19 protein-coding genes are annotated in these 25,300 nt (G+C 74.3%); 14 read left to right on the top strand and 5 right to left on the bottom strand.

Annotated elements, in window-relative coordinates; genetic code table 11:
* Nucleotides 1-200: 200 nt before the first annotated feature.
* From ACWDBE_RS13305 to ACWDBE_RS13340, 8 genes are all read left to right on the top strand, one after another.
* Nucleotides 201-2,468: an AAA family ATPase gene (locus ACWDBE_RS13305; RefSeq protein ID WP_449807987.1), complete on the top strand. Its 2,268-nt coding sequence runs from the start codon at nucleotides 201-203 to the stop codon at nucleotides 2,466-2,468.
* Nucleotides 2,469-2,729: 261 nt separating this feature from the next.
* A complete protein-coding gene (gene ald / locus ACWDBE_RS13310) occupies nucleotides 2,730-3,845 on the top strand; it encodes an alanine dehydrogenase (protein WP_392882756.1) in 1,116 nt (371 codons plus the stop codon).
* Between the two features lie 425 nt (nucleotides 3,846-4,270).
* A complete protein-coding gene (locus ACWDBE_RS13315; RefSeq protein ID WP_030245868.1) occupies nucleotides 4,271-5,338 on the top strand; it encodes a ParA family protein in 1,068 nt (355 codons plus the stop codon).
* 41 nt (nucleotides 5,339-5,379) lie between these two features.
* Nucleotides 5,380-6,000 carry a hypothetical protein gene (locus ACWDBE_RS13320; protein WP_449789067.1) on the top strand — a complete coding sequence of 207 codons (621 nt, stop codon included), beginning with the start codon at nucleotides 5,380-5,382 and terminating at the stop codon, nucleotides 5,998-6,000.
* A gap of 524 nt (nucleotides 6,001-6,524) precedes the next feature.
* Entirely contained in the window at nucleotides 6,525-7,406 is an 882-nt protein-coding gene (locus ACWDBE_RS13325; RefSeq protein WP_449789066.1) for a segregation and condensation protein A, read from the top strand.
* A gap of 356 nt (nucleotides 7,407-7,762) precedes the next feature.
* Nucleotides 7,763-8,356, top strand: a complete 594-nt coding sequence (gene scpB / locus ACWDBE_RS13330; RefSeq protein ID WP_449789090.1) for an SMC-Scp complex subunit ScpB — start codon at nucleotides 7,763-7,765, stop codon at nucleotides 8,354-8,356.
* 62 nt (nucleotides 8,357-8,418) lie between these two features.
* Nucleotides 8,419-9,624, top strand: coding sequence for a pseudouridine synthase (locus tag ACWDBE_RS13335; protein WP_449789065.1), 1,206 nt, complete (start codon nucleotides 8,419-8,421; stop codon nucleotides 9,622-9,624).
* A gap of 410 nt (nucleotides 9,625-10,034) precedes the next feature.
* The gene (locus tag ACWDBE_RS13340; protein ID WP_392922884.1) at nucleotides 10,035-11,042 is read left to right on the top strand and encodes a helix-turn-helix domain-containing protein; all 1,008 of its coding nucleotides are present in this window, start codon (nucleotides 10,035-10,037) and stop codon (nucleotides 11,040-11,042) included.
* A gap of 144 nt (nucleotides 11,043-11,186) precedes the next feature.
* Here ACWDBE_RS13340 and ACWDBE_RS13345 read toward each other — a convergent pair whose 3' ends face one another.
* The 3 genes from ACWDBE_RS13345 to ACWDBE_RS13355 all read right to left on the bottom strand — a co-directional run bounded on the left by ACWDBE_RS13345 (nucleotide 11,187) and on the right by ACWDBE_RS13355 (nucleotide 15,388).
* A complete protein-coding gene (locus ACWDBE_RS13345) occupies nucleotides 11,187-11,549 on the bottom strand; it encodes a DUF952 domain-containing protein (RefSeq protein WP_224284232.1) in 363 nt (120 codons plus the stop codon).
* A gap of 86 nt (nucleotides 11,550-11,635) precedes the next feature.
* Nucleotides 11,636-13,183, bottom strand: coding sequence for a mucoidy inhibitor MuiA family protein (locus tag ACWDBE_RS13350; RefSeq protein WP_449807988.1), 1,548 nt, complete (start codon nucleotides 13,181-13,183; stop codon nucleotides 11,636-11,638).
* A gap of 3 nt (nucleotides 13,184-13,186) precedes the next feature.
* Nucleotides 13,187-15,388, bottom strand: a complete 2,202-nt coding sequence (locus ACWDBE_RS13355; RefSeq protein ID WP_449807989.1) for a DUF4139 domain-containing protein — start codon at nucleotides 15,386-15,388, stop codon at nucleotides 13,187-13,189.
* A 407-nt stretch (nucleotides 15,389-15,795) separates the two neighbouring features.
* Between ACWDBE_RS13355 and ACWDBE_RS13360 the strand changes: the two genes are divergently transcribed.
* The 4 genes from ACWDBE_RS13360 to der all read left to right on the top strand — a co-directional run bounded on the left by ACWDBE_RS13360 (nucleotide 15,796) and on the right by der (nucleotide 20,639).
* Complete coding sequence (locus tag ACWDBE_RS13360) at nucleotides 15,796-16,881, top strand: prephenate dehydrogenase (RefSeq protein WP_449789061.1); 1,086 nt, start codon at nucleotides 15,796-15,798, stop codon at nucleotides 16,879-16,881.
* 72 nt (nucleotides 16,882-16,953) lie between these two features.
* Nucleotides 16,954-18,051 carry a DUF4419 domain-containing protein gene (locus ACWDBE_RS13365; protein ID WP_449789060.1) on the top strand — a complete coding sequence of 366 codons (1,098 nt, stop codon included), beginning with the start codon at nucleotides 16,954-16,956 and terminating at the stop codon, nucleotides 18,049-18,051.
* A gap of 239 nt (nucleotides 18,052-18,290) precedes the next feature.
* Nucleotides 18,291-19,004 (top strand): (d)CMP kinase, encoded by a 714-nt coding sequence (gene cmk / locus ACWDBE_RS13370; RefSeq protein ID WP_392922892.1) that lies wholly within the window; start codon nucleotides 18,291-18,293, stop codon nucleotides 19,002-19,004.
* A 180-nt stretch (nucleotides 19,005-19,184) separates the two neighbouring features.
* Nucleotides 19,185-20,639, top strand: coding sequence for a ribosome biogenesis GTPase Der (gene der / locus ACWDBE_RS13375; protein WP_449789059.1), 1,455 nt, complete (start codon nucleotides 19,185-19,187; stop codon nucleotides 20,637-20,639).
* 178 nt (nucleotides 20,640-20,817) lie between these two features.
* Here the strand turns inward: der and ACWDBE_RS13380 are convergent, their stop codons facing one another.
* A complete protein-coding gene (locus ACWDBE_RS13380) occupies nucleotides 20,818-21,708 on the bottom strand; it encodes a hypothetical protein (protein WP_449807990.1) in 891 nt (296 codons plus the stop codon).
* Nucleotides 21,709-21,900: 192 nt separating this feature from the next.
* On the bottom strand, nucleotides 21,901-22,740 hold the full coding sequence (locus ACWDBE_RS13385; RefSeq protein WP_449807991.1) for a hypothetical protein: 840 nt from the start codon (nucleotides 22,738-22,740) through the stop codon (nucleotides 21,901-21,903).
* Nucleotides 22,741-23,340: 600 nt separating this feature from the next.
* Here ACWDBE_RS13385 and ACWDBE_RS13390 point away from each other — a divergent pair.
* A complete protein-coding gene (locus ACWDBE_RS13390; RefSeq protein ID WP_449807992.1) occupies nucleotides 23,341-24,114 on the top strand; it encodes a transglycosylase family protein in 774 nt (257 codons plus the stop codon).
* A 436-nt stretch (nucleotides 24,115-24,550) separates the two neighbouring features.
* On the top strand, nucleotides 24,551-25,240 hold the full coding sequence (locus tag ACWDBE_RS13395) for an alpha-ketoglutarate-dependent dioxygenase AlkB family protein (protein ID WP_449808159.1): 690 nt from the start codon (nucleotides 24,551-24,553) through the stop codon (nucleotides 25,238-25,240).
* Nucleotides 25,241-25,300 lie beyond the last annotated feature (60 nt).

A 25,300-nucleotide genomic window follows, 5' to 3' on the forward strand; every position in this document is an offset into this window, starting at 1 on the left:
CGTGCGTTGAGTCGTTGGGGTGATTTGCGGATTCGTACGACCGGATGTCACCTCGGCTGAGCCGGACGGTCGAACTACGCTTCGCAGACAGGGCGCCCGCCCCGGGCCGCCTCCGCTGGGCTCCGGGCGAGCTCCGGAGGCGGGGCACCGGATGCCGAGCGTCGGATGCCGAGCGCGGGACGACATCGGGAGTGGCACGGGTGGCGAGGAAGACGGCGACGATGGACCCCGGCCCCGGCACGCCCGCCGGGGCCGTCCCGGGCCTGGAGCGGCTGCCGGCCGGGCCCGCGCTGTTCGTCGGACGGCGCGCCGAACTGGCCGCGCTGCGGGCGGCCGCCGCCCGCCCGGCGAGCGGGCGCTGCCCCGTACTGGTGCTGGCCGGGCGCCCCGGCTCCGGACGGACCACGCTGGCCGCCCGCTTCGCCCGTACCGTCGCCGCCGACTATCCGGACGGCGTGCTCTTCGTGCGGCTGTCCGCCCCGGACGGCGGCCGGATGCCGCCCGCCCGGGCCGCCCGACTGCTGCTGGAGCAGCTCGACCCGCAGACCGCCGTGCCGCTGCCCGGGGCTGGCGAGGACGGGCGGGACGAGCCGGGCTGCGTGGCGCTCCGCGAGGCGCTCGCGGGGCTGCGGGTGCTGCTCGTGCTGGACGACGTCCGGGACGCCGGACAGGTGTGGCCGCTGCTGGCCGACGAACCCGGCTGCCTGGTGCTCGCCACCACGGCCGGGCCGCTCACCGGAATCGAGGACATCGACCCGGTGATCCTCGGCGGGCTGGACCGGCCGGCCTCCGGTGAGCTGCTGGCCGACCTGCTCGGCGGCACCCGGATCTCCTGCGACCCGGTCGGCGGGGCCGACCTGGCCGAGGCCTGCGCCGCCCGGCCGGCCGCGCTGCGGCTGATGGCGGGGTGGCTGCGCGGGAACCCGAAGATCGCGGTCACGGACGCGGCGCGCGAGCTCAACCGGGTGGTGGGGGAGGAGACGGTGGTGGGAAGGGGCTCCGCGGAGCCCGCCGCGATTGCTGCGCCCGTCGCGCCCGTCGAGGCCATGGCGGCGGTGGTGAGAGAGAAGGGGACGGGGGCCGGGGCGGGGACCCCGAAGGGGAAGGGGCAGGGCAGGGGAGCGGGGAAGAACAATAAGGAGGGGGAGCGGGGGGCGAAGCCTCCCGGCGCTCCCGCGGCCGGGGCGGCGGGGCCCGTACGGTCTGCCGGGGCGGCGGGGCCCGTCGCGGGTGTGCGGGATCTCACGGGGACGCCGGTTCCGGGGACGCCGCTCTCGCGGAGGGCGGTCGAGGGCCGGGCCGGTGAGCCCGTCGTGGCGGCCGCCGGCGCGGTGACCGAGTCGGCCGGTGACCCGGCGACCTGGGTGAAGCCCGGTCCGGGGCCGGCCGAGCCGGTGCCCGTCCCCGACAACGACCCGCTGCTCGGTGCGTTCACCCTGGTGTACCGCGGACTGCCGGCCGCCCAGGCGCGGATGCTGCGCACCCTCACCTTGGCCCCGGCCCAGACCGCCGACCCGCGCACCGCCTCCGCCCTGGTCGGCTGCCCGGTGCCGGACGCCGCCGTGACGCTCGCCACGCTGGCCGAGCGGGAACTGCTCGGCGAGGAGGCGCCCGCCGCCGACGGCACCCCGCGCTACCGGGTGCCCGGGCGGCTCTACCCCCGGCTGGTCCGGCTGCGTGAGCAGGAGGATCGGCCCGCCGAGACCGAGCTGGCCCGGGCCCGGCTGCTGGAGCGGCTGGTCCGGCTCACCGAGTCGGCCCGCGCGCTGCTGGACCCGGCGGCCGGCCCCGCTCCGGAGCCGCTGCCCGCGCCGCTGCGGCTGCGCTCGGCGGCGCACGCCCGCGAGTGGTTGCTCGGCGAACGGGAGCTGCTGCTCGGGGCTGTCGCCGACGCGATCGGCCAGGGGGACCTGGACGGTTCGGCCGGGCGGCTGGTCACCGCGCTGCTGCGGACACTGCCGCTGACCGGGGCCGCCGCCCCCATCGACCTGTACCGGCTGCACGAGCTGGTGCTGACCGTCGCCGAGCGCAACGGCCGCCCGCGCCGGGCCTCGGCCGCGCTGCTGAACCTGGGCGACCTCCAGGCCTCGGCCGGCCGCTGGTCCCCGGCCGCCGTCCACTACCGGGCCGCCCTGGAGCACGCCCGCAGGGCCGACGACGAACCGCTGTGCGCCCGGGCCCTGGAGAGCGCCGCCAACTGCCACCGGGCGCTCGGCGACGCGGTGCGGGCCGCGGACTGGTACGGCCGGGCGCTCGGGCTGCGGCAGGCCCTCGGGGACCACGCCTCCGAGGGCCGGCTGCTCGCCCGGGTGGCCGAGGCGCACACCGCGCAGCGCCGCTTCGACGAGGCGGACCGGGAGTACCGGGCCGCGCTCGCGGTGCTGCGCCGGGTGGGCGACGAGCGGGCCGTGGAGGCCGTCGGGGCTGCCCTCGCGGACCTGCGGGAACGCGCGGACGCCGCGTGGTGATGGGCGTTTCAGAGGTATTGTCGAAGATGCCCGGTTAAGACCTCTTCGGTGGGTAAGTCGGAGGGGAAGCCTACGAACCTGCCAATGCGCGCGGGAAAATTATTCACTTTGGAAGGCTGACACGCCGACTGGGCTTCATTACACTCGAACTCAGTCGCGCAGCGATCCCCGCCCCGGGCTGTCCCGGAGGCTTCCCCACGTGCGCGTCGCCCACCGGTCTTCTCCGGTCGGGACCCCCATGGCAAGAGGACGTGTTTAGCCGTGAAGGTCGGCATCCCCCGCGAGGTCAAGAACCACGAGTACCGCGTGGCCATCACGCCCGCCGGCGTGCATGAGCTGGTCCGCAACGGACACGAGGTCTACATCGAGGACAATGCCGGTGTCGGCTCCTCGATCCCGAACGAGGAGTACGTGGCCGCCGGCGCCACCATCCTCCCCACCGCCGACGAGGTGTGGGCCACCGCCGACCTGCTGCTGAAGGTCAAGGAGCCCATCGCCTCGGAGTACCACCGGCTGCGTAAGGGCCAGACCCTCTTCACGTACCTGCACCTGGCGGCCGACCGGGCCGGCACCGACGCGCTGATCGCCTCGGGCACCACCGCCATCGCGTACGAGACCGTGCAGCTGTCGAACGGCGCGCTGCCGCTGCTCGCCCCGATGTCCGAGGTCGCGGGCCGCCTGGCCCCGCAGGTCGGCTCGTACCACCTGATGCGCCCGGCCGGCGGCCGCGGCACCCTGCCGGGCGGCGTTCCCGGCACCCACCCGGCCAAGGCCGTCGTCATCGGCGGTGGCGTCTCCGGCTGGCACGCGGCCACCATCGCCGTCGGCATGGGTTACGAGGTGACCCTGCTGGACCGCGACATCAACAAGCTGCGCGAGGCCGACCGCATCTTCGGCACCAAGGTCAAGACCATCGTGTCGAACGCCTTCGAGCTGGAGAAGGCCGTCCTGGAGGCCGACCTGGTCGTCGGTGCCGTGCTGATCCCGGGCGCCAAGGCCCCGAAGCTGGTCACCAACGAGCTGGTCTCCCGCATGAAGCCGGGCTCCGTGCTGGTCGACATCGCCATCGACCAGGGCGGCTGCTTCGAGGACTCGCACGCCACCACGCACGACGAGCCGACCTTCAAGGTCCACAACTCGGTCTTCTACTGCGTGGCCAACATGCCGGGCGCGGTCCCGAACACCTCCACCTACGCGCTGACCAACGCCACCATGCCGTACGTGCTGGAGCTGGCCAACCGTGGTTGGAAGGACGCGCTGCGCCGCGACGCCGCGCTCGCCAAGGGCCTGAACGTGCACGAGGGCCAGATCACCTTCCCGGCCGTGGCCGAGGCCTTCGGCCTGGAGTCGGTCTCCCTGGAGAGCGTGCTCGCCTGAACACCCTGACCGCCCGGCGGTCGTTCGCCCCCGACCCGATCCCTTCGGGCCGGGGGCTTCGCCGTGCCCGTGATCAGCGGGTCGGCCGGCTACGTCGCTCTGTCGTCAATATCCGTCGGTCATGTCACCCGCCCGCAGAAACGTTGGGGCTGGTGACCCTCTCATCCCTTGACAGCGGCCCGCTCGATAGTCGACACATCCTGCCCACTACCGTGGATTGTGTTGCTGCGAACGCCTTGAACGGCCTAGAGTCGCAAACCGTCGGCATGCTGCCACGCTGACGAATCGACATAGAGTCCTGGATGCCCAAGGAGGTAAGACGACTTGTGAATGAGTCGACAATTGCTCCCGGGGGTGGTCAGCCAGGACTGGCGGAACTCACCGCCGGCCAGCCGAGTGAGGAGCCCGGGGCCCGGCAGCCCTCCGTGGGCTCGGCCGAGGTCGGCTCGGTCGCACTCCGTACTTTCGAAGCACGCCAGAACACAGCACAGGTGACCACGGTGACCGATCACGACGCCGACCTGGCGGCCTACGGCCTGGCCTACGGCGAGTTCGCCTACGGCGCCTACGACGACCCGGACGCCGAGTACGAGCCGGATCCGGAGTACGCCGCCACGCTGGCCCCCGACGCCGCGCGCCAGCGCCGCGAGCGGGTCGGCCCGACCGGCCGCCCGCTGCCGTACTTCCCGATCCCCGCGCCGGTCGCCGAGCACGGCCCCGCCCAGATCATCGCCATGTGCAACCAGAAGGGCGGCGTCGGCAAGACCACGTCGACCATCAACCTGGGCGCGGCGCTGGCCGAGTACGGCCGCCGGGTGCTGCTCGTCGACTTCGACCCGCAGGGCGCGCTCTCGGTCGGCCTCGGCGTCAACCCGATGGAGCTCGACGTCACCGTCTACAACCTGCTCATGGAGCGGGGCCTGACGGCCGACGAAGTGCTGCTGAAGACGGCGGTCCCGGGGATGGACCTGCTGCCGTCCAACATCGACCTCTCCGCCGCCGAGGTGCAGCTGGTCAGCGAGGTGGCCCGGGAGTCCGCGCTGGCGCGCGCCCTGAAGCCGCTGCTGCCCGACTACGACTACGTCATCATCGACTGCCAGCCCTCGCTGGGCCTGCTGACGGTCAATGCGCTGACGGCCGCTCACAGCGTGATCGTCCCGCTGGAGTGCGAGTTCTTCGCGCTGCGCGGTGTCGCGCTGCTGACGGAGACCATCGAGAAGGTGTGCGAGCGGCTCAACCCCGAGCTGCGCCTGGACGGCATCCTGGCCACCATGTACGACTCGCGCACCGTGCACAGCCGTGAGGTGCTGGCGCGCGTCGTCGAGGCGTTCGGCGAGCACGTCTTCCACACCGTCATCGGGCGGACCGTGCGCTTCCCGGAGACCACCGTCGCCGGCGAGCCCATCACGACGTACGCGACCAACTCGGTCGGTGCCGCCGCCTACCGCCAGCTCGCCAGGGAGGTGCTCGACCGGTGCCGCCCCGCCGAGTGAGTCTCCCGGGTGCCGACGAGCTGTTCCGGACCACGGGAGGGATGGCACTGTCGCCCTCCCTCGCGCCGCGTCCGGCCGCCGAGGCATCCAGACCGGAGACCGCGCGGACCGTCAACGGCCAACCGGACGGCGCGGAGGGCGCCGAGTCCGCCCAGGGCACCCAGGGTGTACAGGGCGACCGGGGCGACCGGCAGGTGACGCCGGAGCAGCAGGCGGCCGGCGGGGTGCCGGTGGCCGCGCAGCCGCCCATTCAGCGCTCCGGCCCGGCCGGGCCCGCGTCCACTGCGGGCACCGTGGGTGCCTCGGGCGCCGCCGCGGCCGGGAAGGGCATCTCGGGCGGTCGCGGTGCCGGTTCCGCCCCGGGGCCCCGGACGCACCAGGGCGCCGCCGAGGAGCAGCCCGGTGCCGCCGGACGTGCCCGGCCGCGTGGCCGCGCGCCGCGCCGGCCCAGCGGGCGCGAGCGGCACGACGAGAAGATCACGGTGTACGTGTCCGCCGAGGAGCTCATGGACCTGGAGCACACCCGGCTGGTGCTGCGCGGGGAGCACGGCCTGGCCGTGGACCGCGGGCGGATCGTCCGGGAGGCCATCGCGGTCGTCCTGGCGGACCTGGAGCAGCGTGGCGAGGCCTCGATCCTGGTTCGGCGGCTGCGCGGCCGGTAGGCGGCCGGCGCCGCGTGGTGCGTTGCGTGCCGAGTGGTGCGTGCTGAGCGTCAGGCGCTGAGTGGTACGCGGTGTGGAGGGCGGCCGGCGGGTTCGCGTCGGGCGTCGAGGGGGCCGCGGGCTCGGCGTGGGGAGGCCGCCGGTCGAGCGGTGGGGCGCCGGGTGTCGGCGGCACCGGCGGACGCTGGAGGGTCGGCGAGAGGCCTCAGGGGTGCGGGGCGGGGCCGGGGCGGGCCGCGGGGCACCCAAGGCGTGTTGGGTGCCGCGGGGCCGTTCCTGGGGGCGTGGGGGGCTTTGGCGGGGCTCTGCGGGCGGACGGCCGGTCGGACGGTCCGTCCGTCGGGTAGTCGGCCCGTCGTCCGGTCGGACAGTCGGTTGGTCGGACAGTCGGGGCGGGAGCGCGTGGCGAGGGCCGCGTACGGGCCCGTGGGTACAGAGTGGACGTCCGGTCCGGGCCCGGCGGGACGGCGTGTCGGTGGCCCCGGGGCGGGGCCGGCGGCCGGGACGGGTGAAGATGGACCGCCATGCCCAGTACCGCCATGCCCAGCACCGCCGAACCAGCCGCCACTGCCGTGAGATCGACCGAGGACGAGTCGCGGGGCGGCTTCCGGGTACGACTGGACAACTTCGAGGGCCCCTTCGACCTGCTGCTCAGCCTGATCGCCAAGCACAAGCTGGACGTCACCGAAGTGGCGTTGGCCACGGTGACGGACGAGTTCATGGCGCACATCCGGGCGATGGGCCCGAACTGGGACCTGGACGCGACGACCGAGTTCCTGGTGGTGGCCGCCACCCTGCTCGACCTCAAGGCCGCCCGGCTGCTGCCCGTGGCCGAGGTCGAGGACGAGGCGGACATCGCCCTGCTGGAGGCCCGTGACCTGCTGTTCGCGCGACTGCTCCAGTACCGGGCGTACAAGCGGGCGGCGGCACTCTTCGGCGAGCGCTGGGCGGCCGAGCTGCTGCGCCGGCCCCGGACGGCCGCCCTGGAACCCCGGCACGCCGAGCTGCTTCCCGAGGTCGTGCTCACCGTCGGGCCGCAGGGGCTCGCCGAACTGGCAGCCAAGGCGATGGAGCCCAGGCCCGCGCCGGTCGTGTACGTGGACCACATCCACACCCCGCCGGTGAGCGTGCGCGAGCAGGCCGGGCTGGTCGTGGGGCTGCTCACCGAGCTGGGCGAGGCCTCGTTCCAGCGGCTGGTCGAGGACGCGCCGGACGACCTGGTGGTGGTCGCCCGCTTCCTGGCGCTGCTGGAGCTGTACCGGGAGCGGGTGCTCGCCTTCGAGCAGCCGGAGGCGCTCGGCGAGCTGCTGGTGCGCTGGGTGGCCGAGGAGGGGCGGGTGGCGGTCGAGGTGACGGACGAGTTCGACCGGCCGGCCGGCGAGGTCAAGGAGGAGGAGGAGCGGTGACGAGCGGCGGGAACGAGGGCGGGCGGCCGGTGCGGCGCCCGCTGGGGCTGCCGGGGCGGCCGCGGGCCGACGAGTGGCTGGAGCCGGTCTTCGAGCTGTTGCCGGAGCCGGTGGAGGCCGTGGGGGCGGCGGGGGTGATGGAGCCCGGGGTACGGGTGGGACCCGGGGATCCCGGGGAGCCGGTGGGGCCCGGGGTGCGAGTGGAGCCGGTGGGGTCGGTCGAGCCGGCGGAGTCCGTGGAGGCCGCCGGAGTCGGGGCGGAGGTGTGTGTCGTGCACCAGAAGTCGGCCCCGTCGACTTCCGGTGCCGTGGGCCCCGCCGACGCAGGGCTGCGGGCCGATCTGGAGGCCGTCCTGATGGTCGTCGACGAGCCGGTGGCGGAGGAGCGGCTGGCCGGGGTGCTGGAACGGCCCCGGGCCGAGGTGGCCGCGGCGCTGCGCGAGTTGTCCGCCGAGTACGCGGCCCAGGGTCGCGGCTTCGACCTGCGGCTGGTCGCGGGCGGCTGGCGGTTCTACAGCCGTGACACCTGCTCCGCGGCCGTCGACCGGTTCCTCCTGGACGGCCAGCAGGCCCGGCTCAGCCAGGCCGCGCTGGAGACCCTCGCGGTGGTCGCCTACCGGCAGCCGGTGTCCAGATCGCGGGTTTCCGCAGTCCGCGGTGTGAACTGTGACGGCGTGATGCGTACCCTGGTACAGCGAGGACTGGTGGAAGAGGCCGGATCCGAGCCCGAAACAGGTGCGATCCTGTATCGGACGACGAACTACTTCCTGGAACGGATGGGGCTCCGCGGCCTGGACGAGCTGCCGGAACTCGCTCCCTTCCTGCCCGAGGTCGACGACGTGGAAGCGGAGTCCCTGGAGGGCACGATGATCGCGGAGGCGGTCGCCGCCGCTGCCGCGCAGGCCGCGGACGGCAGTGGCGAGGCCGGTCGGGCCGGGCCCGATCGGTAGGGGGCGGTGAGGTCGGCCGAAACGACCGCACATCCCAGACGGAACGACGTACGGACACTTTGATGCGTAGCAGTGGCAACGGCAGGAACAGCAGCGGCGGCGGGAGCGGCCGCGGCGGACAGGGCGGGGGCCGGGGCGGCAGCTCCTACGGCGGCGGCAGCGGCCGCGGCGGCTCGGGCGCGCGCGGGGGTTCCTACGGTGGTGGGAGCGGCCGTGGCGGCTCGGGTTCGGGCTCGTACGGTCGTGACGACCGGCGCGAGGGGCGCCGGGACGACCGGCGCTACCCGGACCGCCCGCTGCGGCCCGAGGAGCGCAAGTACGACCGCCCCGAGTACGGCGGCGGCCCCAACGCCACCCCGGCCCGCGGCGGCTACGCCGGCCGGCGCCCCGGCCCGGCCCCGCGTCCGCGTCGCGAGGGCCAGGGTGCCCCGGGCGACCCGCGCCGTCAGCCGCAGCGCTCCCGCGAGCTCCAGGCCAAGATCGAGGACGCCGTCCTCGCCCGGCACGACAAGCCCGCCGTCAAGCTGCCCAAGACCTTCGGCGAGCCCGAGGGCGAGCGCCTCCAGAAGGTGCTGGCCCGGGCTGGCGTCGGCAGCCGCCGCGCCTGCGAGGAGCTGATCGAGCAGGGCCGGGTCGAGGTCAACGGCAAGCGCGTCACCGAGCAGGGCAAGCGGGTCGACCCGCAGAAGGACGAGATCAAGGTGGACGGCCTGACCGTCGCCACCCAGTCCTACCTGTTCTTCGCGCTGAACAAGCCGGCCGGCGTGGTCTCCACCATGGAGGACCCGGACGGCCGCCAGTGCCTGGGCGACTACGTGACCAACCGGGAGACCCGGCTGTTCCACGTGGGCCGCCTGGACACCGAGACCGAGGGCATCATCCTGCTCACCAACCACGGCGAGCTGGCCCACCGTCTGACCCACCCGCGCTACGGCGTGACCAAGACCTACCTGGCCGCGATCCAGGGCCCGATCCCGCGCGACCTGGGCAAGCAGCTCGCCCAGGGCGTGGAGCTGGAGGACGGCTACGCGCGTGCCGACAGCTTCAAGGTGATCTCCAACGTCGGCAAGAACTACCTGGTCGAGGTGACCCTGCACGAGGGCCGCAAGCACATCGTCCGCCGGATGCTGGCCGAGGTCGGCTTCCCGGTCGAGAAGCTGGTGCGGACCCACTTCGGCCCGATCGCCCTGGGCGACCAGAAGTCGGGCTGGCTGCGCCGGCTGACCAACCCGGAGGTCGGGCAGCTGATGCACGAGGTCGGCCTGTAGGCCCTTCCGCTCCACCGGAGCCCCCGGACGCACGCGCGCTGCGGCCGGGGGCTCCGGCGTTGTCGGGGGCGGGGGTGTGGGGCGGGTGTGGGAGCCGCGGTGGGGTGGTGTGGGCCGGGGTGGGAGTGGCACGCGGGCGTTCGGGAGCGGATGTCCACGTTTCGGACGAGTCGTGTGAGCCGGGACGCAACCGCTGGTCACGGCCTTGTCAGCGTCATGATCCGTGGCCGAGGATGGCCACCGGAGCACCACCCCGCCGTGTGGCGGGACTGCGCCAGTGCGGGACTGCGACAGTACGGGACCGCGTCGGCACGGGGCGGCGCAGGTACGAGGCCGCGCGCGGGGTCGGGGCGGGGCCGGGCCGACTGGACAGGGTCAACGGGAACGGGCGAGCAGGGGGAGAGGGCGTCGTGTCCGATGCAGCACTGGGACGGGCCGGCGGACAGGCCCTCGGCGCACTGGGACTGGCGGAGCCGGACGGGCAGGTCTACGCGGCGCTGGTGGCCAACCCGCAGTCCACGGCGGAGGAACTGGCGGAGAGCTGCGGGCTGACGTTCCAGCAGAGCGTGCGCGCACTGGACCGGTTGGCGCAGCAGGGCATGGCCACCCGGGCTCCGGTGGACCGGCACCGCTACCTGCCGGTGCCGCCGGACGTCGCGATCGGCACCCTGATCGGCCACCGGGAGTCGGAACTGCGCTACGCCCGGGCCGAGATGCACCGGCTGATGGACGCCTTCCGGGAGGCCTCGCGGTACACCGATCCGGCGCACTCGGTGGAGGTGCTGACGGGCGGCGAGGCGATCGCGCAGAGGCTGGAGCACATCACCGAGACCAGTCAGTACCAGGTGCGCGGCTTCGACCGCCCGCCGTACATCCAGGACCCGGTGGCGCCGATGCCCCTGCAGCGGCGGCGGTTGCGCGAGGGTGTGAAGTTCCGGACGGTCTACGACCGGGAGGCGGTGGCCTGGCCGGGGCGGCTGGAGAAGAACATCCTGGTCGGCGTCGCGGACGGCGAGGAGGCGCGGGTCCGGCCGACGCTGCCGATGAAGATGATCATCTCGGACGACCGGATGGCGATCATTCCGATCAGCGTCGGCGACAGCGTGCTGGACGCCGCGTACGTGATCCACCCTTCGGCGCTGCTCCAGGCGCTGGACACGCTGTTCGAGGCGGAATGGGAGCGGGCCGTGCGGTTGCAGGCGGAGGCCGGCACCGGGGACGCCCCGTCGGGGCCGGAGGCCGACCACCGCAAGCTGCTGGGCCTGCTGGCGGCCGGGCTCACCGACGAGTCGATCGCACGGTCGCTCGGCTGGAGCGCCCGGACCACCCAGCGCCGGCTCCAGAGCCTGATGCGCTCGCTGGGCGCCACCACCCGCTTCCAGGCCGGGATGGCGGCCCGGGAGCGGGGGTGGCTGTAGGGAATGTTGTGACAATTCCTGGCGTCGCGACGGGTGCGGGGGCGTGGTTGTCCGCGGTGTTGCGACGGTCCGTGTGTTCGGCGGGAGCCGCTGGAACCACGGGATCCTCGTGAAAAGTCATAACTTTTCCCGGCCGCGCCCCCGTCAGCTCCAGGGGCTGAGCGAGGCCCAGCGGCCGTCCGGGCCGCGCTCGACCTTCTCCAGGCCGACCACGGCGGTGCGGTTCAGCCGCCCGTAGATGTGCGGGAACAGCACGCCGGGAGTGGCCCCGGGCGGCGGGGCGCCGTGCGGGGCCTCCCACTTCACCATCGGCTCCACCAGTGATTCCTCGATCAGCAGCACCATCAGTGGGTCGGGGGTGTCGGCGAAGAAGGCGTTGGCCACCGCGAGCGCCGTCTGCTCGTCCGCCGAGCAGTGGATGAACCCGTCGGTGAGCAGCGACGCGGTGGCGTACGGGCGACCGGGGTCGGCCAGCCAGTCGTCCAGGGGAGCAAGGTGGAGGATCATGCTTCCTTTTCTACCCGTTGTCTCCGGTTTGGTCCTGAGCGGCCGTCATCGCCACGGCGGTGTCCGCCACCGACCGGCCGCAGCGGTCAGAGCCCGGCCACCTTGGCCGAGGCCGACACCTCGTACACCAGGGTGAGGGTGCGCCGGGCGCCGGGGGCGAGCGGGACGTCCCAGCGGACGATGCCCTCGGAGCCGAACGAGTCCGGTGCCGGGGAGCAGTCCTCCTTGCGCAGCCGTACCTCGACCGCCGACACCTCGGAGACCGGTACCCGCTCGCGCACCGTGACGACCCGCTCGTCGCGCTCCTCCGGGCCGGAGAAGCGGGACAGGTGCAGCCGGACCGTCCGGATGGTGGTCTGGCGGCCGGTGAGGCCGCCGGTGGCCTGGCGCTCCTCGGTCTCCCGGACCACGCGGTAGCCGTCCGAGCTGCCGAAGGACAGTTCGGTCTCGGCGCCGGCGGCGGTGAAGCGCAGCTCCCCGCGGCCGGTGAAGCCGCTGCCGCGGACCAGCTCGACCGGGCCGGACAGCAGGGGGTGTCCGGCCGCGTTGCGGAACCGGACCACCTGGGTGACCAGCGGGGACAGCTCCGGGGCGCAGGCGTACTCGCCGGTCGCCGGGCCGGTGAAGGAGCCCAGCGACACCCGGTGCGCGCGGCCGTCGGAGGGCACCGTCGCGGGCGCGGGGGCGGGCAGCACCCGGACCTCGCCGCCGTCGTCCACGCCCGGCACCGCGGAGGCCGGGCCCAGGGTGGCGACCGCCTCCTCGCGCAGCTCGACCTCGACCGTACGGCGCTCCTCGTCGGTGCGTTCGCGCAGCACCAGGACGTCCTCGGCGACCGCGGGCGGGGCGGCGGCGAGGGCGGAGCGGGCGGTGGAGAAGGTGAGCCGGGCGTTCGTCCAGTCCTCGCCGGTGCGCTGCCAGACCACCGCCTCCGACTCCAGGCGCAGCTCGCCGTCGTCCAGGGTCGCCCGGTAGGAGGGGCGCCACAGTGCGCAGGGCACCAGGTGGGAGACGGTCAGCTCGGCGGGGCCGGGCCGCGCCGCCTCGACGGTGAGTTCCAGGTGGGCGGTCAGCTCGACCGGTTCCTCCTCGGCCTCGTCCAGAGCGGTCAGGGCCTGCGAGCGTTCCTGCTCCAGGCGGCGCAGGCGGGAGTGGGTGGCGCGCAGTTCCTCGCCGTAGCGCTCCCGCTCGGCGTCCACCCGGCCGAGCTCCCTGGCCCAGCGGTTGGGTTCGAGTTCGCCGAGGCCGGCGCCCTCGCCGATCTCGCGCAGGAGATCGGCGGACAGCTGGGCGAGCAGGGCCAGCCGGGCCTCCAGCCGGGCCCGGGTCTGGTCGGTCAGCCGGGTCTCGGCGTCCAGCCGGTGCAGGCGGTGGCGCAGTTCCGAGTCCTCCGGGCCGGGCGGCAGCGGGGCGCGCGGGGTCCAGCTGCGCACCAGCCGGGCGTCCAGTACGCGGACGCCGTCGGTGGCGGACTCGGCGCGCAGGGTGCGATCGACGGCGAGGGCGGTGAGCGGGCCGAGGCGCAGCCGCTGCACGCCCGCGGCGAGCCCGACCGTCCTGGTGCGCTCGACCTGGCTGCGGTCCTCCAGGCAGGTCACGGCGGTGACGGGGAGGGGAAGGGTCTCGACGGTCATCGCTCAGTTCCTCCGGTTTCCGCCGACGATGGCCTTTCCGGCCGGGATCTTGATCAGGTAGCCGCCGTCCAGTTCGGTGCGGCCGCCCGGCGGCAGGTCGACCCGCCAGAGCCGGGTGCTGGGCGGGCAGTCCGGGGTGGAGACGGTCGGGGCGTGCCAGTCGGCCCGTTCCTCGATCCGGATCTCGGCGTCGGAGGTGACCGGCACCCGTTCGCGGACCTCCACCGTGACGGCCCGTCCGAGCCGGTTCGCCAGCAGGACGTGCACCCGGTGGTCGAGGACGGTGCCGTTGCCCTTCAGCACGCCGGTGGTGGACTCGTGCAGCTCGGTGCGGCGCGCCACCTCGATGCTCTCGGTGACGCCGATGCCCAGCCGCTGGGTGCCGCCGGGCGCCAGGGTGGGCAGGGCGGCGGTCAGCAGGAACTCGTCGTCCACGGTGACCTCGGCCGGGCCGGCCAGGACGGCCTGGTCGGTGCGGTTGGCGAGCACCAGGGTCGCGTACACCTTCTCCTCGACGGCGGGGACGGTGACGTACTCGGGCCGGACGGCGAGCGGGATCTCGCCGACGGTGACGGTGTGCCAGGTGCCGTCGGACGGGATGTCGGCGGGGGCGGCGGCGTCGAAGCGGTGGTCGAAGGAGCCGGCCGACTCGCGGGGCGGGACGGCGTGCCGGGGCAGGGCGAGGTCACGGAGCCGGCTGGTGCCGCCGGCGCCGGGCGGTGTCCAGAACGCCTCCGCGCGCTCGGTCCGCTCGGCGCGGGGATGCAGGGTGCCGCGCCAGCCGGCGGGCTCCTGGGGGCCGGCCAGGACGAGGTCGGGGTAGTCGAGCAGGGCGGCGTCCGGGGCGAGGCCGGTCTCCGTGGGCGGGGGGCCGCCCGGGGCCTTCGGCAGCGGCGCCGAGGGGGCGACAGGGGCCGGGGGCGGTGGCGGGGCGCCGTAGCCGGCGAAGCCGCCGGGGGCGCCCGGGGGCGCGGGCATCGGCTGGTCGGCGCTCAGCAGGCCGCCGCCGTACGGTCCGGCGGCGGGGGCGATCTGCTCGTCGGCCGCGAAGGCCTCGGCCCGGGGACCGCCCGGACGGGCGCCGCCGAGACGGGCGGAGCGGGCGGTGGCCGGGACGGGGGAAGGGGTCGGGGCCACAGCGGCGGCGGCGATCGGGCGGTACAGGTCGAGATGGGGCGCGCGGCGCGGCGCGGGGCGGTCGGAGCCGGCCGCGTCGTAGCCGGTGAAGAGGTCGGTCAGGCCGGCCGGGGGCTCCCGCCAGCCGGAGGGCGGCGGGGCGGGCTGGCTACGGCCGATCCGCAGCGAGGCGAGCCGGGGCAGGTCGGTGCGGCGGTCGAGGTCGGCGGTGGACAGGGCGAGGCGCACGCCCGTCCAGTCCTCGCCGGTGCGCTGGGCGACGGCGGCGCGCAGAACCAGGTGGGCGGTGTCGGAGCCGGTCCGGTAGGACAGCCGGTAGGCGGGCACCCAGCGGGCGGTGGGGACGCCGTACTCCAGTTCCAGGTCGAGGTGGTCGCTGCCGGGGGCGGCGCCTTCGGTGGTGTCCGCCGCGGTGGCGTCGGAGGTGCCTGCGGTGGTGAGGGTGAGCAGGACGGTGGTGCTGGTTCCGACCGCGTCGGCCCGATCGGCCGTGGACGCCCGCTCCAGCCGGTCGGCGGCCAGGTCGCGTTCGTGGTCGGCGAGTTCCAGCTCCTGGGTGAGCCCCTCGGCGCGCTCCTGCAGCCGGGCCAGCCGCTCGTCGACGAAGTCGGCGAGCTCCAGCCAGGCGTCGGCGGGCGTGCGGCGCAGCGGTTCGTCGCGTCGGCGCTGCGGCGGGACGGCGCGCAGCGCGGCCGTCTCGGTGATCGCGGCCAGGACCAGTCGGAGGCGCTCGGCGAGCGCGCTGCGGCGCTCGGCGGCCTCGTCCAGGGCCCGCTGCAGTTCCGGAAGTTCGTTCGGTTCGCGGAGTTCGGCGAGTCGTTCCAGCCGGGCCTCGGTGACCGCGGTGCCGGCCGGTCCGGCGAGCACCCGGGCGCGCAGCGAGCGGCCGTCCAGGGCGGCGGGCAGGCCGGTCAGCCGCAGCCGGCCGTCGGGCGGGAGCGGGACGGTGGTCCGTCGGCGGCACACCGCGCCCTCGGAGTACACCACGACGGAGTCCAGGACCGAGGGGTGGGCCGGTACGGCCGGCGGTTTCGTCTGCCCGCTCCGGCCGCTGTGCTGATCGTCCATGCGCAACCCCTTCGTTCGCGTGTCGCCCGCCGCGTGGCGCTCGTCGTTCGTCGCTTGTCGCTCGTGCGTGCCGTTTGTTACTTGCCGCTTGCCGCTTGCCGCTTGCCGTTTGACGCTGGCCGCTGGTCGTGCCGCGCGGGTTCGGGCCTGTCCGTTGCCTTCCCCCGGCGGCCAGTCTGCCCGGCTCGGGGGCGGGCGTCGCAGGATTTCCGGTGCGGCATGAGTGCACTGTGTGGGACGGGGGCGGGCCCGTCGCGGTTGCCAGCGCCGCAAGCTGCCGGACCGTCGTCCCGGTTGCCGGGCGCCGGGTGGGGACTTCGGCGCGGTTGATGAGGGAGGATGGGGCGCGGGTGCTCCCGGACGGTTCCGGCACCTGTCGAGAATCGTGATGAGGAGAGCGACCCGCCATGCGCACTGCCGTCGTCGTCGGCACCGGACTGATCGGCACCTCCGCCGCGCTCGCCCTGACCGCTCGCGGGCTGACCGTCCATCTGGAGGACGCTGACCCGGACGCGGCCCGCACCGCCGAGTCGCTCGGCGCCGGCATCACCGACCCGGTCGACGGCCCGGTCGACCTGGCGATCATCGCCGTCCCGCCCGCGCTGGTCGGCAGCGTGCTCGCCGACTGCCAGCGCCGCAACCTGGCGCACTGGTACACCGACGTCGCCAGTGTGAAGGCCGGACCGCGCAGCGAGATCGCCAAGTTGGGCTGCGACACCGTCCACTACATCGGTAGTCACCCGATGGCCGGCCGCGAGCGCTCCGGTCCGCTGGCCGCGCGCGCCGACATCTTCGAGGGCCGCCCCTGGGTGCTCACCCCGACCGCGGACACCGACACCGAGACGCTCAACGCCGCGCTGGAACTGGTCGCGCTCTGCGGAGCGGTGCCGATCGTGATGGATGCGGCCGAGCACGACCGGGCGGTCGCCCTGGTCTCGCACGCCCCGCAGCTGGTCTCCTCGCTGGTCGCGGCCCGGCTGGAGAACGCTGACGAGACGGCCATAAGGCTCTCCGGCCAGGGCGTGCGCGACGTCACCAGGATCGCCGCCTCCAACCCCGGCATGTGGGTCGACATCCTCTCCGCCAACGCGGGCGCGGTCGCGGACGTCCTGGAGGGGGTCGCCCGCGACCTCGGCGAGACGGTCACCGCGCTGCGCGCGATGGAGGCGGTCGAGGAGAGCGAGCGCCAGGCGGGCGCGGCCGGGATCGAGGCGGTCATGCGGCGCGGCAACACCGGCCAGGCCCGCATCCCCGGCAAGCACGGCGCGCCGCCGACCCGGTACGAGACCGTGGCGGTCGTACTGGGCGACCAGCCGGGCGAGCTGGGCCGGCTGTTCGGGGAGGTCGGCGACGCCGGGGTCAACATCGAGGACGTCGTCATCGAGCACTCGACCGGGCAGCAGGTCGGCTTCGTCCAGCTGTCGGTGGCGCCGACGGCGGTGAAGCGGCTGACCAAGGCGTTGCGGGCGAGCGGCTGGAGCGTCCGGGACTGAGTCGCCGAGCCCGGGGCGGACGTGTCCGGGGCAGACGTTTCCGCGGTGGGGCGTTCCGGGGAGGGAGCGGGTGTGATCATCGACTTGCCGTTGGCTGAGACCAGGCACAGGTGCGCCGGAGACCTGGTGGACCTCGGGAACGAGCGGTTCCTGCGGGCGGTACTGGGCGGAGGGCACCTGATCCGCCACCGCAGCGTCGAGGTGATGTACGAGCGGCTCCGGCCCGTACCGCCGTACCCGGATTTCGCCGAGCCGGAGCCGACCTTCAGCCTGCTGCTGCGGGCCGCCCACGCCGCGTTCGCCGAGCACCTGCCGCTGAGCCTGTCCCCGGACGTGCTCTGGTACGCGGTGGTGCACGAGGTCGCGGTGCACGTACGGATGTACCCGCCGCGCTACCGGGCGCTGTTCGGCGCCGTCGGCGGGCGACGGGGCCCGATCGTGGTGCGGGACGACACCCTGGCAGGGCCGTCGGCGGGTTGGTCGGAGCCGGACTGGTCGCGATCGGTCCGACTGGTGCGGGAGCCGCTCGCGGCGGCCGTCGGCGCGGAACTGGTGGACCTGTTCCGACCGGACTTCTCCACCACGACGCCGGACGACGCCTCCTCGGCGCTGGTGGCGCTGATGGACGTGGTCAGTCCGTACTACGACTTCCGCTGGGAGACCCGCTGCGGGATCCCGCGGGTGCGGCTGGAGGGCACGGCCGGGGACTGGGCGCGGCTGGCGGCCGGGGTGGGCGCGCTGGCGCGACGCTTCGGCTGGCTGGCGCCATGGTTCGCGCAGCTGCGGCCGGTGGTGGACGAGATCGCCGCGACGGCGGCCGGCGGTCCCGTCGACGAGGAGTTCTGGCGCTCGCTGTTCAAGTGGCGAGAGATGTCCGGAGGGCCGCGGGTGACCGGTTGGCTCACCGCCTTCCTCGCCCACACCCAGACGCCTGACGGACCCAGGCTGCGGCGCTCCTTCGACTGGCGGGAGGCGGCGGGTCGCGAGTACCACCAGGGGGCGTTCGAGGTGAACGACTTCCCGTCGCACCTGTCGAGCGTGCCGTTCGTGTGGGAGGTGCTGGGGCGGGAGGTGCCGATGGTGCTGGTCGGCGGGGTCCTCGGGGTCGAACGGGACGGGGAGTACCTGCGGCCGCGGCTGGGGACGGCGGTCCTGGAGGCGGCGGGGTAGCGGCCGGGGATGGTCGGTACCGACTGGTCGGGAGGGACTGATCAGGGACGACTGGTCGGGGCGAGACTGATCAGGGTCGACCGGTCGGGGCGGGGTCGACTGGTCGGAGGCCCGGGAGACCGGTCGGGCCGGACGGCGCGGAATGGGTCACGTCGGCGGTCCATTAACCTTGAGTGGAGACAATCCCGGCCGTCAGCCTGCCCAGGCTCCGGTCCCATGCTCAGAGAGAGGTTCGCCCCGTGGACACTGCCGACCGAGCGCACGCCCCGGTCGTCGTCGCCATCGACGGACCCTCCGGCTCCGGCAAGTCGACCGTCTCGCGGGCGGTCGCCGCCAGGCTGGGCCTGAGCTTCCTGGACACCGGCGCCATGTACCGGGCGATGACCTGGTGGATGCTGGCCAACGACGTCGACGTCGACGACCCGGAGGCCGTGGCCGTCGCGTGCGGCAAGCCGGTGATCGTCTCGGGCACCGACGCCGACGGCCCCACCATCACGGTGGACGGCCAGGACGTGTCCGGCCCGATCCGCGGCCCCGAGGTGACCGCCAAGGTCAGCGCCGTGTCCGCGGTGCCGGCCGTACGGTCCCGGCTGGTGGAGCTCCAGCGCGGCTGCGCCGAGGTCGCCGAGCGCGGCATCGTCGCCGAGGGCCGGGACATGGGGAGCGTGGTGTTCCCGGACGCTACCGTCAAGGTCTTCCTGACCGCCTCCGAGGAGGCACGGGCCGCCCGCCGGGCGGCCGAGCTGCGCGCCAAGGGCGTGGACGAGGCGACCATCACCGCGATGGCCGCCGACCTCGCCCGCCGCGACGCCGCCGACTCCTCGCGGAAGACGGCCCCGCTGACCCAGGCCGCGGACGCGGTCCTGGTGGACACCAGCGACCTCACCCTGGAGCAGGTGATCGATCGGATCGCCGGGCTGGTGGAGGAGCGGGCCGGACTGTCCGCGGTCTGACCGGCTGCCGCCGGTCCGATCAGGACCGGTCCGACCGGCCTTCGGGCCTTCGGGCCGACCAACGAGTGAACCGCGGGCCGTCGAGGCGCCGCGGAGACAACCACCGCGCTGCCCCGAACGGGGCAGGTACGCACGGCACGCCCCTGGGAAGGGCCGGGCCGGGAAACGGAACAGACGAACATGACCGCAGAGCACGCCGCCACCGGCCACGGTGAGCTGGACGCCGCCGACTACGCCGAGTTCATGGCGCTCGCCGCCGAGGAGGGCTTCGACCTCGACGGCTTCGACGCCGTGGACGGTGCCGAGCACGTCCGACTGCCGGTACTGGCAGTGGTCGGCCGCCCGAACGTCGGCAAGTCGACCCTGGTGAACCGCATCATCGGCCGCCGCGAGGCCGTCGTCGAGGACAAGCCGGGCGTCACCCGCGACCGGGTCACCTACGAGGCCAGCTGGAACGGCCGCCGCTTCAAGGTCGTCGACACCGGCGGCTGGGAGATCGACGTCCTCGGCATCGACGCCATGGTGGCCGCCCAGGCCGAGCTGGGCATCGAGCAGGCCGACGCGGTGCTGTTCGTGGTGGACGCCACCGTCGGTGCCACCGACACCGACGAGGCGCTGATCAAGATCATCAGGCGGGCGGGCAAGCCGACCGTCCTGTGCGCCAACAAGGTCGACGGCCCCTCCACCGAGGCCGAGGCCGCCTACCTGTGGTCGCTCGGCCTCGGCGAGCCGTACCCGGTCTCCGCCCTGCACGGCCGCGGCTCCGGCGACCTGCTGGATGCCGTCATGAACGCCCTGCCCGAGGCCCCGCCGCAGACCTTCGGCGACGCCGCCCCCGGCGGCCCGCGCCGCATCGCGCTGATCGGCCGGCCCAACGTCGGCAAGTCCAGCCTGCTGAACAAGGTCGCCGGCGAGGAGCGCGTCGTCGTCAACGAGCTGGCCGGCACCACCCGCGACCCGGTCGACGAGATGATCGAGCTCGGCGGCAAGACCTGGAAGTTCGTGGACACCGCCGGTATCCGCCGCCGGGTCCACCTGACCGCCGGCGCCGACTTCTACGCCTCGCTGCGCACCGCCTCCGCGCTGGAGAAGGCCGAGGTCGCGGTCGTCTTGATCGACGCCAGCGAGACCCTCGCCGAGCAGGACACCCGGATCATCTCGATGGCCGTCGAGGCCGGGCGCGCCGTCGTCATCGCCTACAACAAGTGGGACCAGCTGGACGAGGAGCGCCGCTACTACCTGGAGCGCGAGATCGAGCGCGACCTCGTCCAGGTGCAGTGGGCCCCGCGCGTCAACGTCTCGGCCAAGACCGGCCGGCACATGGAGAAGCTCGTCCCGGCGGTCGAGACCGCGCTGGAGGGCTGGGAGACCCGCATCCCGACCGCGCGCCTGAACGCCTTCCTGGGCGAGCTGGTCGCCGCCCACCCGCACCCGATCCGGGGTGGCAAGCAGCCGCGCATCCTGTTCGGCACCCAGGCGGGCATCCGTCCGCCGCGCTTCGTGCTGTTCGCCTCGGGCTTCCTGGAGGCCGGCTACCGGCGCTTCATCGAGCGCCGGCTGCGCGAGGAGTTCGGGTTCGTGGGGACCCCGATCTCGATCTCGGTGCGGGTCCGGGAGAAGCGCAAGAAGAAGTAGTGGGCAGGAGCGGTCGGTCCGCTGATCGACCGACCGCCGGCCGGAGGGCCTCGCCACGGTGGTGGCGGGGCCCTCCGGCGTTTCCGGGCTCGGCCGGGGTTCCCGTTTGCGGTCCCTGCTCGGGGTGTGGGCCGGGCGTCAGCGGTGGTCGGGTCCTGCTCGGGGTGTGGGCCGGGCGTCAGCGGTGGCCGGCGGTGGAGCCCGGGGGCAGGGAGAGCATCTGGCGGTGGCGACCGCCGCCGCCGGGCGAGGAAGGGGCGGGGGCGAGGCCGGTGGCCGTGCCCATCACCGGGGCGGGCGCGGGTGGCGTCGGCGGTACGGGTGCCGGCACCGGCAGCGAGTGTGGGGCCGCGCCCAGGTAGCCGGCCGCCACCCAGCCCTGACCGTTGGTGAACTGGGCAGCGGGCACGGCGGGTTGGGCCTGGACGGGTGCCGAGGTGGTGTGGCCGAGGCCGTCGCTGGTGGGGGCGGTGGGCTCGGGACGGCCGGCGGAGTGGCCGTGGCGGTGGTGGCCGGTGCTGTGGCTTCCGATGTGGCTTTCAGCGGTGTGACCGCCGGTGTGACTGCCGGGGTGGGGGTTGGTGTGGGCCCCGGTGTGACTGCCCGGGTGGGGGCTGGTGTGGGTGCCGGTGTGACCGCCGGAGTGGCCGTGTTGCTGGGCGCCGGTGTGACTGCTGGTGTGCCCCCGGTCGTGCCCACCGGTATGACCGGACTGCTGGCCGCCGGTGGGGCCCGAGCCGTGGCTCTGGGGGCCCGGAACGAACTGGGGCAGGCCCGGCACCTGGCCCGCGAGGGTGTGGAACGCCTGCTGCTGGGGCGGGTACGAGCGCTGTTCGCCGAGCAGCGGGTAACCGTCGCGGACCGCGAAGCCGGTGAACTTCAGGTCCTCCTCGCCCGAGCGGTCGCCGGGAAGGGCACGGAAGAGGCGCCGGTACTCGGAGTACAGCTCGTCGTAGATCGGCGTGGCGGAGTGCGGGTGCTCGGCGTCGTACGAGGGGCGCATGCCCGGGATCGAGCGCGAGGCGGTGGCGGACCTGCCGGGGGACGCGGAGACGTCGTAGCTGTACACGTAGGGGCCAACGAGCGAGAGGGGCGGGGGATGCGGGGCGCGGGAGTGCGGGCGCACCCACACGCCGGGGCGTGGAGGGGCGGGTGCGCCGGGCGGAGTGCAGGCACGCCGGGGCGCGGCGGGCACGCGCCCGCCGGAAGGCGGCCGTGGGGGTGGGCGGCCGCCTTCCGGCGGGTCGGGCGCGGAGGCGGATCAGGTACCGGCGAGCGGGAGGGAGGCGGCCACCACCTGACCCAGCGCCACCGCCCGCTCCAGCGCCTGGCGCAGCAGGTCCTCGCGGGGCTGCCGGCCGACCATGCCGGCCGGCACGGCGTACATCGTCACCTCGGAGAGCTGGCTGGCGGCCATCCGCCAGGCGTCGGTGACCTGGAGCGGCTGGTGGGCCTGCCACCAGCCGGTGCTGCCGCCGGCCGCGGCGGGCTGGAGGACCGCGTGCAGCTTGCCCATCGCGACCAGGACGGACCAGCCGGGCAGCTGTTCCGGGGTCTCGTCCAGGTCGGTGACCGGCTGGAAGCCGGCGTCCTGGAGCAGGTCGAGGAACTCGTCCTCGCCCGAGGTGCTGCCGGGGCGGCCGACCGGGCCGGTCGGCTCGACCACCAGCGCGGCGTGCCCGACCTTGCCGTGCAGGACCAGCCCGCAGGTGATGCCGAGAATGGCGGCCTGGCCGGGGGCGCTCGGCTGGGTCGGGGTCGGACCGGCGGGCGGGGCCGGGGCGGGGGCTTGCGGTACGGCAGCGGGGACGGCGAGGTCCGGGCCGCCGGGCTGGGACTGGCTGATGCTGCGGACGGCACCGGCCAGCTGCTCCTCGGAGACCGGTACGACCTGGGAGGGGATGCAGCGGGCGTGTGCGAAGGCGAGGACGGCCGTCTCGTCGCCGACGAACAGCACGGTGCTGGTGGGTTCCACGTGCGTGTCGCCGGGGGTTCGGCAGGAGGTGCACTCGTAGCTGTCGGGGGCGCGGTCGCCGCCTAGCAGGCGGTCGGCCTCGTCGTCGCCGATCTCGGACCGGACCTCGTCGCTGACGTCGAGCATGCGCGGCACAGGGTCTCCTCGGATGGGTGTGGATGGGGTTCGGGGGCGGACACGGGGAGGTCGTCATGCCCAACGGGCCCTTGTGTCAGGCGTCACGGGTGCCCGTCGAGGCTGACGGGAATTGCGTCGGATCCGACCGCACGGCGTGTTCTCGTGGTCGCAATCTGTCGATGTCGGTGCCAAGGCTGCCGAAGTCAAGCAGTGAGGTGAGTCACGCGGCCTGGATGTTTGATCTAGGAATCGACGGCTAAAGCGGACATTTCGGGCATACTTTTCTGGTTGTTACCCTCGGTAACCCCTGGCTGAGCTGGGCAGACCGCCGAGGTTTTGGTTTCCGCACCGACCGGCTCGTAGCTTCTTCGTCGGCGCAACGAGCGCCACCCGGGTTCACCCCCGACGCACGGCTCCCCGGTTCGCCGGGCGTGGCTGGTGCCCGCCGACGCGATCGCTCGAACAGGTCGCTCGGCGAGCGGCTGGGTGGCCGGGGCGGCAGCGGCACGTCCGACACGTGCACGGCCGTCCGACGGACGCGGCAAGCGATCGCGGCCCTCCCCAGGGCCTGGTTCCGCATGCCCGCCCGGGGCTGTCGAGAGGAACCCCATGACCTTCCGTAACGAGACCGCCGCTGCCATCACCTCCGCCGCCACCAAGCGCAACCGCGTTCGGATGGCCGTCGTGGCGGGCGCCGCTGTCGCGGCCCTGCCGGTGGCCGGCCTCGTCACGGCCACCTCGGCCTCCGCTGCCTCCGTCGCCACCTGGGACGCCGTCGCCCAGTGCGAGAGCGGCGGCAACTGGGCCATCAACACCGGCAACGGTTTCTACGGCGGTCTGCAGTTCACCTCCAGCACCTGGGCCGCGTTCGGCGGCACCGCCTACGCCCCGCAGGCCAACCTGGCCACCAAGGCGCAGCAGATCGCCGTCGCCGAGAAGGTCCTCGCCTCCCAGGGCCCGGGCGCCTGGCCCGTCTGCTCCGTCAAGGCCGGTCTGACCAAGGGCGGCGCCCCGGCCGCCGTCGACACCTCGGCGGGCTCGACCGCCGCCAAGCCGGCGCAGGCCCCGAAGGCCGCCGCCAAGCCGGCCGAGGCCCCGAAGGCCGCCCCCAAGGCCCAGGCCGCGCCGAAGAACGACGCTGCCGCGCCGAAGACCGACGCCCAGAAGCCCGCGCCGAAGGCCGACCAGGGTGCCAAGTCCTGGAACCGCTCGAACGACGCCAAGCCGGCCGACAAGGGCAGCTACACCGTCAAGGCCGGTGACACCCTGAGCTCCATCGCCGCCGCGCAGGGCGTGGACTGGCACGACCTGTACAAGAACAACGCCAAGGTCATCGGCGGCAACCCGGACCTGATCTTCCCGGGCCAGGCCCTCAGCATCTGAGGTCTCGCCCAGCACTCGAGGCCCTGTGGGGAGCCGGTACCGGCTGCTCGGGCTTCACGGTGCCGGTGCCCGGTCGGGCGCCACTGTGTCGACGTGTCGATGTGCCGAGGTGTTCGGCTTCCTGGGTCGAGGCGTTCGGCTCCCACGGCCGCTTCTCCACCGTGCGGGTTCCCCCGCCGGTCGGGGGAGCGGCCGTCGGCGTTTCGCGGCTTCCCGCGACGCTTCGCGGCGTCTCGTGGTGTTCTGCGATGCTTCGCGGTGTTCGGCGGTGTTCGGTGCTGCTCTGCGGTGTTCGGCGTGGTGCCCGGGTGCCCGGGTGTCACCGTGGCGGCGTCGCCGGCCTTCCTGCGGGCGGGAGTTGGGACTCCCGGGGTGCGCCCGCCGTCGGTGGTGGGGCTGGGCCCGGGCGGTCGCGGTGCGGGAGGATGGTGGGGTGATCCAGGGCGAGTTGTTCAGCGATCCGAGCGGGTTCCCGGGCGGGCGCGATCGTTCCGAGCCGGCCCCCGGCGCCGTTCTGCTCCCCGGTTGGTTGGACCTCGAAGCGCAGCGCCGGCTGGTCGGTGCCTGCCGGGAGTGGGCCCGTCCGCCGGCCGGCCTGCACACCGTGCGGATGCCCACCGGCGGGATGATGTCCGTCCGGATGGTGAGCCTCGGCCTGCACTGGTACCCGTACGGGTACCGGCGGGTCGCCGAGGACGGCGCGCCCGTCAAACCGTTCCCGTCGCTGCTCGGGGACCTGGCGCGCAGGGCCGTCGCCGAGGCGTACGGGGCCGCGGTGGGGGAGATAGCGGGCGCGGTGACGTACGCGCCGGACATCGCGATCGTCAACCACTACGCGCACGGCGCGAAGATGGGTCTCCACCAGGACCGCGACGAGCGGGCCGACGCGCCGGTGGTGTCGCTCTCGCTGGGCGACGGCTGCGTCTTCCGGCTCGGGAACACCGAGACCAGGACCCGGCCGTGGACGGACCTGGAACTGCGCAGCGGGGACCTGCTGGTGTTCGGCGGCCCGGTCCGGTTCGCGTACCACGGGGTCGTGCGGACGCTGCCGGGGACGGCCGATCCGGCGCTGGGGCTGACCGGGCGGCTCAACATCACGGTGCGGGAGTCGGGGCTGGGGGAGTAGCCGGGGAGGGTTTCCCTGGGGGGCGCGAGGTCGTCCCGTCCGCCACTGGTTCGCCGGTTC

This window comes from Kitasatospora sp. NPDC001132, from assembly GCF_053598415.1.